Here is a 14834-nt window from a genome sequence, read left to right on the forward strand (position 1 = left end):
TTTGATCAAACCTAGCTGCCCGATCGATTTCAATCCTGCTTACTATCAACTACTTGTGTTCGGGCTACGGCTCCTAATTGCTCTAAGATCTATCTAATGCGACTTGTTTCATATCCATTTAAAACCCTAGCGCTTTATCCCTATTGGTCGCTGCAATCATAAGCAGGAGCTGAGGAGTGAAGCCCAAGGCCGAGACGTGGCAATAGACACCGATAAAGAAAAGCCTATGGGGCAGAAACACTTCCGCTACGCGTCTTGGACAGTTGCAGTCATATTTTTCAGCGCCAGCGTAACCAACTCAATCCTATTTGCCCTACTATCACCTAGCCTCACTCAAGAACTCAATCTCAACCATCAAAGCTTAGGGATGCTGGGAGGATATTACTTTGTCGCCTATTCTATTGGTCAACTGACACTTGGCTCACTATTGGGCCCTATAAGTCCACGGTATTTACTGGGTATCTCAGCCGCCCTCGCCGCTAGCGGCTGTGTAATTTTTGCCAGCAGTCATTCTTTCGGAACAGCCCTTACAGGGCAGCTCTTAGTCGCACTTGGATTATCCAGTAGCTTCTTGGGAGTTATCTATGTTATCGGACGGGATTTACCTAATAAGTTTTCACTAATGGCCGCTGTTAGCCAAGGACTAGCTAATTTCGCAGCAGCTTCACTCTCATTACTTATCGGTTTGTTCGATACCGAAGTCTCATTCCGGGAGCCCTACTTCATCGCAGCGCTATTTTTTATTTGCCTTGCTGTGCTGCTATTTATTTTTATTGGCAGCAATCAAAACTCTTCCCATGAACTCTCTGCCAAAAAAGCCACTCAATTTGACAAGCTAAATTCATGCTTCAAATCAAGAGCTTTTTGGCTGGCCCTCACCTTCTACTCCTGCCTTTTCGGCGTAATTATCGCCTACTCTGATTTATGGAATATCCAGTTCCAGGTTGATTTTTTTCGTGAAACATCCAAAGAAAGTGCCCTACTCAATGCGATGATTTCAACGGGCATCATTATCGGCAGCTTTATTGTCGGTGCTTGGTCTCATTATCGGGGAGATTATATAATTCCAGCGAGAACTTTTAGTTTCCTCTCAATTATTGCTGTCACAGCTTTACTTAGTATTCACTTGTCGGACTCCTGGACTTTGGCGGCAAATTTTCTCTTAGGGTTTGGCCTCAGCAGCTCAATTCTATCTCTCTCGATAGTGCAATCTGAACTTCCTGAAAAGGCGCACGCCATTGCCTCTGCCCTTATTGTAACTGGGGGCTTTGTTTTAGGAGGGGTAATTCAAACCCTCATAGGGCTCTCACTCGATCAAGATATAGAGTTCGCTTATATCCGCTCCCTCAGCAATCTACTAGCCAGACTTTTTGACTTTGCTCCACAACCAACACAGAAATTCTACAATTACCAAGCGGGATTTCAGCTAATCGGGATTGTCGTCATCATAGGCTGCATCAGCAGCCTACTTTTGAACAGCAAAAAGCTAGTCAAGAAGCGCGGTTCTAAAATCGGAAGTTCGTAGTGCTAAGCCTGCGACTCGACGACCTAAATGTACGGCTGTAAGTCGGTCCAACTGATGAATTTCACCAACCCCCTCAGCGACAGCTACCAAGCCCGACTGACAACCACCCCGGTTTCTACCCAGGGAATCTTGACTCGGTAGAATATCCAGGGGAACCCACAACATGCCCATTTGTGCAGCAAAGACCTGTAGAGTCCTGATGGTACCTAGCTGATCACCACTAAAATTACTACCAACAGTAAATCCTGCAGCTAACTTATCCAGCCAGCACCGATCTCCATAGCGTTCACTTGCTGCATCCATAAATGCTTTGAATTGAGCGGAGACAGTACCCATAAAGGTCGGCGAACCCATTACTATGGCTTCACATTGATCCAACTGAGCTAATAATGACTGGTCTTCATAACGTCCGTGACGAATGCTCTCTCCCTGAATCTCAAGGGCAACACCAATACACTTCTCTAGCGTGTTAACTCCCTCCACCACGGACTCCGCAAGAACTTTACTGCAGCCAGATACAGAATGGTAAACAACACCTACCCTCTTCATATGACTCTCTCCGCTATGCCGCCTGACTCAAATATCCGGCCTAACTTTTGATCAATTTCTCTGCCAGCCGGCACTTCTATCCCAAAGATATCCAGTAAAGTAGCCCGAAGCTCATCAACATCCGCTATCATGACAACACTCTTGGAGCCTAAAAGTGGTTGATAGCTTAACTGTCTATTGAAAAGTGTATGCCGCCCCTCTGGGAAAGACCGAGTAACAATCAAGTGCTCTACAAACCTGGATTCTGGGTGCGTTGAGCAATACCAACTACCAATTTTATAATCGCCATGAGTTTTAGGTTTCAAGTCAAAGCTGTACATAGGTTGCCAACCACTATCGGTTGTAACCTCTAACAGGTACTCATCATCTATTAAAGTAAAGCGGTAAACACCGTGCGGTGTACTCTGACGATCACTGGAGTCTAAATTGAGTGGTGCAGTCAAAGTGTTACTTCCAAATCCCGCATCTATCAGGAAGCGTGCACCCTCAAGCTCCACCATCAGAATCATATGCGACTGAGCGGGTTGATGCCCTATCGGCATTTGCCACAGTATCCGTGCGGCGAGGTTCGTAACTTTAAAACCGATTTGCCCTAACACTGCCCCTAATAAGGAATTTTGCTCGTAACAATAACCTCCACGTTTTTGTTGTACCAACTTGGCCTCTATAGATTCCAACTCAATATCCACTGGGCTTCCCAAAAATGAAGTGACGTTCTCGAATGGAATCGTACGGACGTGCTGGGTCAACAACTGCTGTAGACACTGCAAGTTAGCACCCGGGGCTCCATCAAAATTAATACGGTCTAAATATTGCTGCAAGTTAATACCAGGGGTACCCATCTCGATTGTCTCCTCAAAACCCGGGCTCATAAACAATAGACGAGAGCTTAATACCTAAACCTAACTTGAGGTCAATAGCTTTTTCATCTTCCACACTGGTTACGATCTAGAGCAATTCTGGCTCATAATGTAGGGATTACTCAGCAAACGCAGACTACAATCTTGCTAACGAAGCGAAAACAATCAGGAAGAACTTGGTGAAATACCGTTTTTAGGGACATCATCTGGCACACCAACCAATTAGCAGAGCGTTTCTGTTGCTGGAATTTTGGAAACTGTACTAGTACATAAAGCGATTTAGGCAGAGAATATCACCGCAAAAGTGAGCCGTATAAGACACGACTTTCTACTTAAATACTTTATTTACGGAGAATATATCAACACCCAATCAAATTCTCTCCATGACAGTACTCACTATAAATAGAACCTAATGCTCAAAAGAGACAATTAGGAATGAGGCACAATCAGTTTATAGGGGCGGCTATAGTTATCTGAAGACTTTACGTATCTGAAACTGGCTAAACAGGGAGTACTACCCCATATGTATAGATAACCCAACATATACTAACGTAATCATATGGGAGAGCTATGCCGAAACAGAAAAACGACTCTCCAAAATAACTAGATTGAAGATCAAAGTCACAATACTACAGAATCAATTTACACAATAATAAAGGACCAAGTAGGCACGCCCAGTCACCAAGTCCCCTTATCAGCAATTTATCAAGCGGGTTCTATGTGTTGGGAAAACCCGATTAAACCCGACCATTAAGTCAACTGCCTTTTCAACTGATAACAATCGTTATATACCTGCCCCACCTACATACAAATTAGTCTGAGCATTGGAAAAGCAAGACAGTAGTCTACACAACCGTTCTAAAAAGACATATATCCTACACAGGCAAACAGTCAAATAAAGTCATCCTAAATATGGATAAATATATTAAATACATCGCCACATACAAAAAACTCATAAATGTCACAAACGGCATGCTAATTATATTAGCCAAACCACTGTGAGGGCATAATGCCCCTAAATAGCCTTCCATTCTCACCCACTCAATACACGACAAGTAGCTCTTAAACACGCCTTTACCGTATTATCCAATATATAAATCAAAATAAAATCGAGGTACCCATGCAAAATTTGGAGCAATGGACAAATTTCTGGAAGCAAGGATTTCCCACTTCTTTTGCACAAGTTCTGCCCCACAGCTATACAGGAAAAACAGGCGAATATTGGAGATCAACAGTCTCTGGATTGAGTCCTAACTCTAAAGTTCTCGATATTGCATGCGGCAATGGTGCAATAGCTTTATTAATTGCAGATGAAGCATCAAAGTCTGGCAAACCTCTTGAAATACATGCTGCTGATGCAGCTAACATCACCCCCCTAGCAACCAACAAAAACCCTAGAAATCAAAAACTATTAGAAAAACTACACTTTCACTCCTGCATGGCAATCGAAAAAATTCATTCACTTGATGAGAAATTCAACCTAATTACTTCACAATTTGGCTTTGAGTACAGCAATAAATTGGAAGCCGCGAGAAGTATAGAAAAATCACTGGAGTCTGGAGGAGTATTTAAAGCGATATGCCACAAAACAAACTCCACCCCCTACAGAAATTGCTCAGATGAGGTTTCAGCCCACAAGCTAATTACCGAAGAATTAAGAATCCCAGAGCAAACTACATCTTTTATACATGATTTTAAAGACATCCAGTCCATTGAAGAGGCAAAAGTAAAATTAGGCAACCCGCACACAGCAGACAAATTAAAGTATCTTATTACATCCGTAGAGATGTTAATTTCCAAACATCCAAAATCTGCGACAACCTACTTTGTGAGAAACTCTCTAGAAAACTTCCTGCAAAGAAATTTAGCATCAAATAACACCACAAAAGATAAGTTTCTTTCTTTTTTTAGTACAGAACTGGAATATACGGCTTTAAGGTCGCAAAACCAACTAGATTCATCACTATCAGAAGAGAGTATGGGTAACCTTCTAGCAATATTCGAAAGGTTGGGGATGCAACCACTAGCTCGCGATAAATTCTATGATGAAAACAATTGCACTGGCTGGAAAATTGAAATCCTAAAACCTTAACAGCGCCTAAAAAACTCGGCGAGTAATTTTATGCTCGCCAAAACCCACAATAGCGACTCCTAAACCCCAAAAAATTACCCCTTTATAAATTGCCCTACCCACCTCCACTTATAAAATAATAGCTACAACAATAACAGCTGATTTCAGTTTTGATCCATATCAGTTAATCACCTAAAAAATGGTTAGCTGAGGGTAACCCTCGAACAGAACCACCCAATGAGGAGTTCGATCTGGCACCATTTTTCCATGACCAACTGGGGACCCCATGATGGTCCTAACTTGTTTGTGTAGGGGCTTACCAGCCAGCAGAAAATCTTCGCCATCGCCATATGTATCGAATATTGTAGGAATCCAGGGTCAACAACTTCACAAAAAACACATCGCCAATCAAAATTTAAATTAATACAATTAAAACTCTTTCTCAAGATCAAACCGAGCCAATTGTCTACCTACAGTCCAGCAGCATTGTGTTTTCGTATAAAGTTAATTTTCAGGGAACCAAGATGGTAATACCTCAAACCCTGGACCTGAGTCGGTCTGTAAAGTGCTGTATCGACCACTCAGGCCAACTTTACCATTATTTAATACTTTAAATTGGTGCGGCCAAACGACGCCTGATTCAATCCTTCTATAATCAAACTCCTCAACAAAAACACCATTTTCATAAAGTACCTTTCTAATATACCCAGTATCAGGGTCTATACCAAGTAAAGGGGTTATCCTTCCCCCTGAGACGAGCTTCCACCAGCTTTCACTTCTGTGCTCAGGCACATCAAATGGGCCCTGCACTTCCATCGATGGGTCACGTAGAAAATAAAGGAAATTAAGCCGTAATCCCTGAAGCAAATTATCCTTCTTATTTAAACTAATATAGGCAGCTGACTCAGGGTCAATTGAATTGCCACCTTGATATAGTTCGTATTGACCTTCTACTCCAAAGTGAATTACATTTTCACGACTTGAATACTCGGCGATGGATTCATTCAAAAAATTTAAATATTGAATTTTTGTACGTGACGGCTTGCTTTCTGAAGATAACTCTATTGTAGACGTTAAAGATTCAATCTTATGTAATGAATCCTTCCCTCCAAAAGCACCTAAGAGACTTTCTTTAACCTGTAGTGCGGTTGGCATTTCATTCACTAGCGGCTGGTGCCTAAGTAAAACCTGTCCTAAATCTGTACTCTTTATCTCACCGTGGTACAAGGCCAACTCGCCATTAACTAATACATGAATAAACCCTTCTGCGAGCTGCTGCGGATCTTCGTAGGTTGCTCGATCATTGACCTGATCCAAATCAAAGATAGCAATATCGGCATAATATCCAGGAGCCAATCGTCCCCGATCCTGAATGCCTAAGAAACTCGCGGGCAATGCTGTCATCCCCCTAATCAAGAATGGTAAAGAAATCAGAGATTCATCAACAACAAACTGCCTTATCTTCTTAGCAAACGCTCCAAATGTTCTAGGATGTGCACGCTGGCCTGGCACAGCGTGTGAGCCTCCATCCGAGCTCGTCATCATCCATTCCTGTGTTGCTAATAAGCGAATATTGTCCATATCATATAATTCAAGATTCATCACAGAAGCATCTCTTTGCTCCTTAGCAATATGAAGTACAGTATCTAAAGATGTTAAATTTAATTCCTTGGATACTTGTGCTAACGTTTTTCCATTGAGGTCTTTATTATTATCAGTAAATAATAATTTTTCCGGGCCACCACGAATGTCAAGCATCTGCCTATGTTCTGAATGCAAACGATTTAGGAGATTTTCACTTTGTAATCGTTCAAGAAAAGATGTCATTCCTCCAGCTAAGGCCCAGTCTGGAATAGTATAAGCCAGCAATGAACTCTGCGTTGCAGTATATGGATGTTGTGCAGCAAATACCTGAGCACCATCCGCCCTGGCATTATTGATCAAATCTATCCCTACGTTAGCTCGTCCGTCGTTATGCTTACCCTGCGGAGTAAAATGGCTAAAGATAATTCTCGCATCTATTGCAGAACCAATTTTGATAGCTTCAGCAACAGAAGCATCGTATCCTATACCGTTTAGAACTGCTCCCAAATCCCTATCATGGGTATCATAAATAGCTTTATACTTATTTAAGAATGACAGGGATTCAATCACTTCTTTTGTTGAGGCATAAGAAGCCGGTCGGTAAAAAAGACCCGTTGAGACCCCAAAAGCACCTTGCTGCATACCACTTTCAAGATACTGCGTCGTCTTTGAACGCTCTTCATTGCTGGCAGGTCTATCATTCATCCCCATAACGTTCAAGCGAGCCTGATTGAAACCCACATAGGTTCCTATATTGACGCCGGTATCACTGAGCCTTTCACCTCCCTCCTCAGCGACTTTATATTGCTCTAGAACATCATTTTTCCCAAAGCCATCTACACCAATAATTACCGACGTCACGCCCTGAAAGATCTGGGGTAACATTTTTTTACCCTGCGGGTCTTTGAGATCTGCATGGCTATGCATGTCAATAAACCCAGGAGTAACATATAACCCCTCAGCATTAATGGTTAATTTAGCCTTGCTCCTAAGACTATCAGCGTTCCCTACAAAGACTATCTTGTCATCGACCACTCCTACATCTTGCTTTATCCATGGATTACCTGAACCATCGATAACTTTTCCATCAAGAATCAAAATGTTGTGGTCAACTCCAAGCGGACACTTCTTTAAGCACATTTCTCAAATTCGATAGGGGCTAGGTCTCCCAGTGTTGTATGTATTCTTCGTGAGTTGTAATAAGCAATATAGGCTCTTACATCTGCTACCGCATCCTCCCTTGTCGGATAAAGGTTTCCCGTTACCCACTCCCGCTTCAGGCTGCTGAAGAAACGTTCAGTCGGTGCGTTGTCCCAACAATTTCCCTTACGGCTCATTGAACACACCATCCCATGCTGACTCAATAACGTTTGGTAGGTATGGCTGGCATACTGACTACCACGATCAGAGTGATGCAGGAGACCTTTTGGGGGCGAACGCAAATTGACAGCCATCATCAACGCACGAGTTACCAGGGCCGTTTCCATCTTCCGATCTAGATGCCAACCAATAATCCGGCGCGAATAGAGATCAATCACTACCGCCAAGTACAACCAGCCCTGCGAAGTCCAAATATATGTAATATCAGTCGTCCAAACTTGATTTTTAGCACTCGGTGAGAACTCCCTATTTAGAAGGTTCTCTGCGACCGGCAGGTGATGTTTACTGTCTGTCGTCAGTGTAAATCGCTTCTTGCGCTTTACTGCCAAGCCTAGCTTTTTCATGAGCTTGCGGACTCGATAGCGCCCGACTTCAAAGCCTTCTTTACGTAACAGCTTCATTAACCGACGACTTCCCAGGCTCTGTCTAGATTCTGCAAATAGGGCCTTCAAACGATGGCATAGTTGCCATGTTTGAGCATCTATTGAGCTATTACCACGGCAACACCAATCGTAATAACCAGACTTACTTACCTGCATTACCCGGCAGAGCACCCTAACAGGAAAGCTGCCTTGCTGTTTTTCAATAAAGCTGTACTTTATTTCATTTCTTTCGCAAAGAAGGCGCTGGCCTTTTTTAGGATTTCTTTCTCCATCCGCAACTGCTTATTTTCACATCGTAATCGCTCTAATTCTGCGCGCTCACCTACATCCAACCTCACACCGTCTTCTTCCTGCTTCAGTTCCTTTATCCAGCGTCGCAGGTTATTGGCTGTTGTTCCTACAGCCTCTGCTGCTTTAGAAATTGAATACCCTTGCTCAGAGACTAGCGCTACGGCGTCTTTCTTAAATTCCGGCTTGAAATGCCGACGTGTACCTTTTGTTGTCATACTTCACCTCGCTTGGTAGTTTTACCATCTTAGCGAAGTGTCCGGAAGGATTAGACCACTACAAAATGTCCAAATAATCTATTTTATTGTTCTGTGCCAGAGTTACCGCACTGTAGAAAAGGAACAATAAAACAAGGCAATACTTAACTAATAAACTCTGTGTAAATTTCACAATTACTCCCCATCAACTACATAACTCAAACCAAGAACTTCACGATACGGCGAAATAGATAATCCCACACCTTTAATACCCATGCTTTAGAATACCGCTATTTTCAGCAAGAATTGAAACACCAAATAATATGATACCTGCGATGAGAAAATTGAGAATCAACTTGGTATTCATAACCATCCTTATCAATTTATCTTTATATGGCACACCACAAAACACAACTAAACGGACTTAAAATTCACCGTACTCTAACTTTATCTGTTACAATCTTTGAATCAAACACTACTTATCGCTTAAACAAGACCGGCTATCGATAGAATTTCATACGGATCTCGAAATTTTCCTGGCATTGCAATACAAACGTTTAGTTAACCTTATAAATATTGATGTAGCCAATGGCTTCCCAGCACTAGCAGCTTAATATCTAATTTTCCATTCTACATCTATTACCCTTTTGCCTTGCTTTACTCTTCTACCAAAGATCAATTACAAGAACCTCTACGCACTAAGCCCTTCCTTACCCAAAGTATCACTAGGAAATAGGTTACTGATTCAACTCAGAACAATCTAGTGAGCTGGTACCATTGTTTCAGAGGCAGCCAAAATAGAAAATAATCCAATAAGAGTCATTTAGGACAAAACCCCACTGCCTCGCCTCAGATTCTACCCTTATAGAAGCAGCCCATTATTAGACGAAAGCACGCATCAATTTCCGACTATCGCACTTAACAGCACAGCTGCCGCTTTTTCTGGGAACGACCTTGCATTTTATTCATATTCTTGGAGTATCGCTAAATTGTGGTGTTTTAAAGTTTACTGGGTTCCAAGTAGGTTTGTAGGTCATTTTTTATGTATTCGAGCACAGAGTTATGTCGCACCATATTGAAGCCCTATTAAGTGAATGGCAGGCATCGCCTGAGGATGATTGGGTACTAGCCGTAATCACCAAAGTTCGGGGCTCAGCTTATCGTAAGGCGGGAGCGATAATGTTGTTTCACCCACTAGGTAAGAGTATTGGTCTAGTCAGTGGTGGTTGCTTAGAGGCTGATTTAAAACGATACGCTCAACGCGCTATTCAGTATGATACTTCGATTAAAGTGATTTACGATGCCAGTGATGAGTCGGATGCTAGCTATCAATTAGGCTGTGGTGGCATTGTAGAACTAATTTTATTTCCCCTCACGCATAGAAACCAATATCTTCAGTTGCATTGCCTTTTAGAATATTTGAACTCGGGAAACTCCGCTTTCTACGAACTGGAGTTACCTATTCAAAATACCAATTCAAGAGATCTTGTTGCGAGAGTTATTGCCCCAGAAGCAATGGGCTACCAGATTGATAGCACTACCAAAGCTACCCTATCACTACAAAATGGAAAAACAGATGCTCTGCATCCGAGATTAATTATTCCCTGCCTACCCCGCTTTCATATTGCTGTTTTTGGTGGCGGGTTAGATGCTCAGCCAGTAGTCAAAATTGCTCAAGAACTAGGCTGGCACATTACGGTGATTGATGAACGCACAAGTTTTGCCCGTCATTACGATTTCCCTGGTGCAAGTATTCTAAAGAAACCCTATTCACAGCTGACTACATCACTGCTGAATCAGTTTGATGCGGCGATTGTGATGCACCACAACTTGGACTTGGATGCGAAGGCGTTACAAGCCGTAAGCCTAACGAAGCTACACTATGTTGCGCTGCTCGGCCCTCCACATAGACGTGATAAAGTTCTTGATAGAGCGAGGATAAAAGTAAGTGATTTCTATGGTGTCTTTTCCGCACCGGCAGGTTTAGCATTAGGTGGTGAGCTACCTGAGTCCATTGCTTTGAGCATCCTGGCTCAATGTCACGGAGTATTGCATCAAGCTAGATTGTTACCTCTAGACAAGGTCGCAACGTGAATAAATTTATCCGGGAGACAGCTAGACAACCTTCAAAACGGATACTGGTAGCATTGCTCGCTGCCGGAGAAAGCCGTAGATTTAATGGTATAAAGTTACAAGCAACAGTAGATGTGATTGACTCAAATGGGAAGATTAAGAGTCAGCCTCTGCTGTTGCAAACGCTTGATAAACTAACCAGCCTAAACACAAAAACATCAACCGGGCTAAAAGTAGAGTTATTGGTAGTTCTGGGAGCGCATCAAGAGAAGCTGGCTAATTTGTTGTCTTCCGATGTGAACCGGCGATTTAACCCTAACTGGCAAAGTGGTATTGCAAGCTCTATCAAAGAAGCAGTTATCGAAGCCGAGGCACTTAAGGTAGATGGTTTGCTAATTGCCTTGGCTGATCACATAGGCGTAACTTTGGATGATTATCAACAATTAATCTCTGCGTGGCAGTCATATGGGCAAACTTGCTGCGCCCAATATCAAAATAGTTTTGGTGTACCTGCAGTATTTAACTCCTCAGATTTTACTGATCTCGCATCTCTCACAGGCGATACAGGCGCAAAGCACTTATTGAAAAATAAATCTAATCTAGATGCTTTATCAATTGTTGAGATCGAAGGTGTCGCTATAGATATAGATCGTAGAGCTGACATAGAAAATTGGCAACAAATGATTGTGGAGAATCTCAGTTAGGGCTTATTTTCAGTTTTTAGTGAGAGTATCAATTTACATAAGTACTTCCGTAAAACTAGCTGTGCGATACTCAGATTTCCAAGTCAGAGCCAGTTAACGAAAAGAAGCGATTTCGCCACCGATACGCAATTACTAGTGGGATTATCAAGGAGTGGGTAATGTCAGATAAGAAGTTAACCTTAACCATCAACGACAAAAATTACGCACTAGATGTTGCACCTGAGATGCCACTTTTGTGGGCAATCAGAGATTTGCTTGGATTAACAGGCACTAAATATGGTTGCGGTGCTGGATTGTGTGGAGCTTGTACAATCCACTTGGACGGAGCGCCTACGCGAGCATGTTTAACGACGGTTTCGCAAGCCAACGGCAAGAAAGTAACTACCATCGAGGGGCTGCAATTTGCTGAATTGAAGCAAGCATGGAGCGACAATAACGTTCCACAATGTGGCTATTGTCAGTCTGGCCAGCTTATGACTGCTGCCGCGCTATTGACCCAAAACCCATCACCAAGTGATGAAGAGATTAACTCTGCCATGGCTGGAAATATTTGCCGTTGTGGTACCTACACACGAATTCGAGCTGCTATTCAAGACACCGCTAAAAAGAGAACTTAATAATGAGTAGCTTTACAGCCGTAAAAAATTTCAGCCGCCGGGATGTACTTAAACTATTTGGAGCAACTGGCGGGGGCTTAGCTTTAGGTGCAAGTGGGATAAGCTGGAGTCCGATGGCCATAGCACAAGGAAAGGAGCCGAGGTTAAACCTGTTTGTTGCTGTTGGCGAAGACAATAAAGTCTATCTTACCTGTCATCGTTCAGAGATGGGCCAAGGTATTAGAACCGGGATACCTCAGATACTCGCTGATGAGCTTGAGGCTGATTGGCAACATGTCGTTGTGATTCAAGGGTTAGCCGATAAGCGCTATGGAAGCCAGAATACCGATGGGTCACGCAGTATTCGTAAGCATTATGACAAAATGCGACAAATGGGGGCAATAGCTCGGACCATGCTAGAACAAGCTGCAGCAGACTCATGGCAAGTGCCTGTCGGAGAAGTGGAAGCCAGGAATCATAAAGTCGTGCACGTAAAGTCGGGTAGAAGCTTTAGTTATGGAGAGCTAGCAGTTACTGCTGCGAAACTGCCCATACCAGAATTGAACCATGTGAAACTGAAGGAAAACAAGGACTTTAAACATATCGGCAAATCTCACAAGATTGTCGACATGGATAATATGCTATCCGGAAGAGCTAGATATGGCTACGACATTCAAATAGATGGCATGTTGTATGCCAGTATAGCCAGGCCCCCGGTTCTCGGTAGTGATGTAGAAAGTTTAGATGATACCCTGGCACGCAAGGTTCCCGGGGTTGTGGATGTGATTCAATTACCTGTGCCCGAAGGACCACCTAAGTTTCAAGTTTTAGGTGGTGTAGCAGTTATTGCTACTAACACCTGGAGTGCCTTGCAAGGGCGTAAAGCATTAGAAATAACTTGGACTGCCAGTAAGAATGATAGCCATAACAGCACAAGTTTCATGGAGTCGTTAATTCAGGGGGTCAAGGAGCCTGGTAAATTAGTTCGCCAACAAGGAGTTGAAAACACCGATTGGCCGGAGGACTCTACCCAGCAAGCCATATACACAGTGCCCTATTTGGCCCACGCACCGATGGAAGCTCCTGCTGCTGTAGCTTCAGTTACACCAAATGGCTGTGAAATCTGGGCATCAACACAAACACCCCAAAGTACGCAGCAAAATGTAGCAGCAAACCTCGGGCTCAATGACGAACAAGTGAAAGTTAACGTCACGCTATTAGGGGGCGGCTTTGGAAGGAAGTCAAAGCCTGACTTTAGTGTGGAAGCGGCACTATTGTCTAAAAAGCTTGGACGGCCGGTTAAAGTTAGCTGGAGCCGCGAGGACGATATCCAAAACGGCTACATGCACGCAATTAGTGCCCAACTTTATCAAGCAAAACTTGATAGCGATCAAATGCCAACGGCAATACTACAACGTACCGCCTTTCCATCTATTAGCACTACCTTTGCCGAAAACGTGGAGTACCCGTCCGCTGGAGAGCTGGACCTTGGCTTTGTCGACATTCCATTTACTGTGCCAAGTCATCGTTGTGAAGCGGTTAAAGCATTGGCGCATACCCGTATCGGCTGGATGCGCTCAGTGAGTAATATTCAACACGCCTTTGGTATTGGTAGCTTCGTGGATGAACTGGCACACAATGCCAAAGTATCATGCCCAAAGATGTGGAAAGAAATGTTGGGCCAACCTAGGCATATCGACTTTTCCGGTCAACAGTTCAAATACGGAAACTACGGAGAGGATCTATCACGTCACCCAGTCGATGTTGGTCGCTACCATCAGGTGATTGATATTGTTGAAAGGAATATGGCTGAATTTGCACCTAACCAGCCAAATCAAGGCTGGGGCTTTGCCGTTCATCGAAGCTTTAATAGCTATGTAGCTATAGCGATTCTGGTGGAGGTGAAAAACACAAACCTTAAGGTACTGCAAGCAATTGCAGCTATTGATGCTGGACTTGTTGTTAACCCTGATAGAGTTGTCTCACAAACCGAAGGCGCGGTGATTTTTGGCTTAAGCTTGGCGATGATGGGAGAGGTAGCCTTTGAAGATGGGAAGGTTAAGCAGTCCAACTTCCATGATTACCCTGTACTTCGTATCGGGCAGTGCCCTGATATTTCGGTAACGGTAGTGAGTGCCAATTCTGCTCCAGCAGGCGTTGGTGAGCCTGGTGTGCCACCCGTAGCCCCTGCATTGACCAACGCGATATTTGCAGCAACAGGAACCAGAATTCGCAATCTGCCAGTAAATAAAAAACTTAATGTTTAAGTTATGATCACAATTGCAAAGGTAGAGCTTTATATCCCCCTACTCGTTCTTCGTGAAGGGGGATATATAAAAGAAAACAGCGTAGACAAAGACCCACAGAACTGACTGAACATAATGCAATTCCATTATTGACTCATCAAACTCGTCTCGATCTACAACTTAAAAATTAAATCGCTCAAAAGTTTCTTAATAAAAGCATGGATTGCTACGTAGCAACGGGATACAGGGTTAGAAATTTTCACTTTTTCGACTTCCTCACACTGAAGTCTCATAGTTTTTGGGCCATAGCCTTTACCTTGTTGGGCAACATCAAATAAGGACAGATCTATAAAAACCTCGTTCGGCTTGCCATTATCA

The 14834-nt window shown here is 43.2% G+C and carries 10 protein-coding genes; 6 read left to right on the forward strand and 4 right to left on the reverse strand.

Annotated elements, in window-relative coordinates; all coding sequences use genetic code 11:
- Window positions 1-226: 226 nt before the first annotated feature.
- A complete protein-coding gene (locus ACYX4J_RS11650) occupies window positions 227-1525 on the forward strand; it encodes an MFS transporter (protein ID WP_444933386.1) in 1299 nt (432 codons plus the stop codon).
- On the opposite strand, the gene ACYX4J_RS11655 is transcribed toward ACYX4J_RS11650, so the two are convergent.
- Complete coding sequence (locus ACYX4J_RS11655) at window positions 1487-2074, reverse strand: flavodoxin family protein (RefSeq protein ID WP_476176649.1); 588 nt, start codon at window positions 2072-2074, stop codon at window positions 1487-1489. The two genes, ACYX4J_RS11650 and ACYX4J_RS11655, sit on opposite strands and share 39 nt — an antisense overlap.
- Window positions 2071-2916: an arylamine N-acetyltransferase family protein gene (locus tag ACYX4J_RS11660; protein WP_476176650.1), complete on the reverse strand. Its 846-nt coding sequence runs from the start codon at window positions 2914-2916 to the stop codon at window positions 2071-2073. The genes ACYX4J_RS11655 and ACYX4J_RS11660 overlap by 4 nt, the downstream gene beginning before the upstream one ends.
- A 1138-nt stretch (window positions 2917-4054) precedes the next feature.
- Between ACYX4J_RS11660 and ACYX4J_RS11665 the strand changes: the two genes are divergently transcribed.
- Window positions 4055-5026, forward strand: coding sequence for a class I SAM-dependent methyltransferase (locus tag ACYX4J_RS11665; RefSeq protein WP_476176651.1), 972 nt, complete (start codon window positions 4055-4057; stop codon window positions 5024-5026).
- A 483-nt stretch (window positions 5027-5509) separates the two neighbouring features.
- Here ACYX4J_RS11665 and ACYX4J_RS11670 read toward each other — a convergent pair whose 3' ends face one another.
- Window positions 5510-7687 carry an N-acyl-D-amino-acid deacylase family protein gene (locus ACYX4J_RS11670; RefSeq protein ID WP_476176652.1) on the reverse strand — a complete coding sequence of 726 codons (2178 nt, stop codon included), beginning with the start codon at window positions 7685-7687 and terminating at the stop codon, window positions 5510-5512.
- Window positions 7688-7719: 32 nt separating this feature from the next.
- A protein-coding gene (locus ACYX4J_RS11675) for an IS3 family transposase (protein WP_476176653.1) occupies window positions 7720-8858 on the reverse strand; the annotation gives its coding sequence in 2 pieces (ribosomal slippage) (window positions 7720-8609 and window positions 8609-8858; 1140 coding nt in all).
- Window positions 8859-9899: 1041 nt separating this feature from the next.
- Between ACYX4J_RS11675 and ACYX4J_RS11680 the strand changes: the two genes are divergently transcribed.
- The 4 genes from ACYX4J_RS11680 to ACYX4J_RS11695 all read left to right on the forward strand — a co-directional run bounded on the left by ACYX4J_RS11680 (window position 9900) and on the right by ACYX4J_RS11695 (window position 14477).
- On the forward strand, window positions 9900-10931 hold the full coding sequence (locus ACYX4J_RS11680; RefSeq protein WP_476176654.1) for an XdhC family protein: 1032 nt from the start codon (window positions 9900-9902) through the stop codon (window positions 10929-10931).
- Window positions 10928-11614 carry a nucleotidyltransferase family protein gene (locus ACYX4J_RS11685; protein WP_476176655.1) on the forward strand — a complete coding sequence of 229 codons (687 nt, stop codon included), beginning with the start codon at window positions 10928-10930 and terminating at the stop codon, window positions 11612-11614. Before ACYX4J_RS11680 ends, ACYX4J_RS11685 begins: the two co-directional genes overlap by 4 nt.
- A gap of 158 nt (window positions 11615-11772) precedes the next feature.
- Window positions 11773-12231 carry a (2Fe-2S)-binding protein gene (locus tag ACYX4J_RS11690; protein WP_476176656.1) on the forward strand — a complete coding sequence of 153 codons (459 nt, stop codon included), beginning with the start codon at window positions 11773-11775 and terminating at the stop codon, window positions 12229-12231.
- Between the two features lie 2 nt (window positions 12232-12233).
- Window positions 12234-14477: a xanthine dehydrogenase family protein molybdopterin-binding subunit gene (locus ACYX4J_RS11695; protein ID WP_476176657.1), complete on the forward strand. Its 2244-nt coding sequence runs from the start codon at window positions 12234-12236 to the stop codon at window positions 14475-14477.
- Window positions 14478-14834: the final 357 nt, after the last annotated feature.

It is taken from the genome of Microbulbifer sp. ABM4_008 (assembly GCF_056311705.1).

Excerpts from the sequence above, each read along its gene's own strand:
- ACYX4J_RS11680 (WP_476176654.1), top strand. The coding sequence starts at position 9,900 with ATGTCGCACCATATTGAAGCCCTATTAAGTGAATGGCAGGCATCGCCT.
- ACYX4J_RS11665 (WP_476176651.1), top strand. The coding sequence starts at position 4,055 with ATGCAAAATTTGGAGCAATGGACAAATTTCTGGAAGCAAGGATTTCCC.
- ACYX4J_RS11660 (WP_476176650.1), bottom strand. The coding sequence starts at position 2,916 with ATGGGTACCCCTGGTATTAACTTGCAGCAATATTTAGACCGTATTAAT.
- ACYX4J_RS11655 (WP_476176649.1), bottom strand. The coding sequence starts at position 2,074 with ATGAAGAGGGTAGGTGTTGTTTACCATTCTGTATCTGGCTGCAGTAAA.
- ACYX4J_RS11690 (WP_476176656.1), top strand. The coding sequence starts at position 11,773 with ATGTCAGATAAGAAGTTAACCTTAACCATCAACGACAAAAATTACGCA.
- ACYX4J_RS11695 (WP_476176657.1), top strand. The coding sequence starts at position 12,234 with ATGAGTAGCTTTACAGCCGTAAAAAATTTCAGCCGCCGGGATGTACTT.
- ACYX4J_RS11650 (WP_444933386.1), top strand. The coding sequence starts at position 227 with ATGGGGCAGAAACACTTCCGCTACGCGTCTTGGACAGTTGCAGTCATA.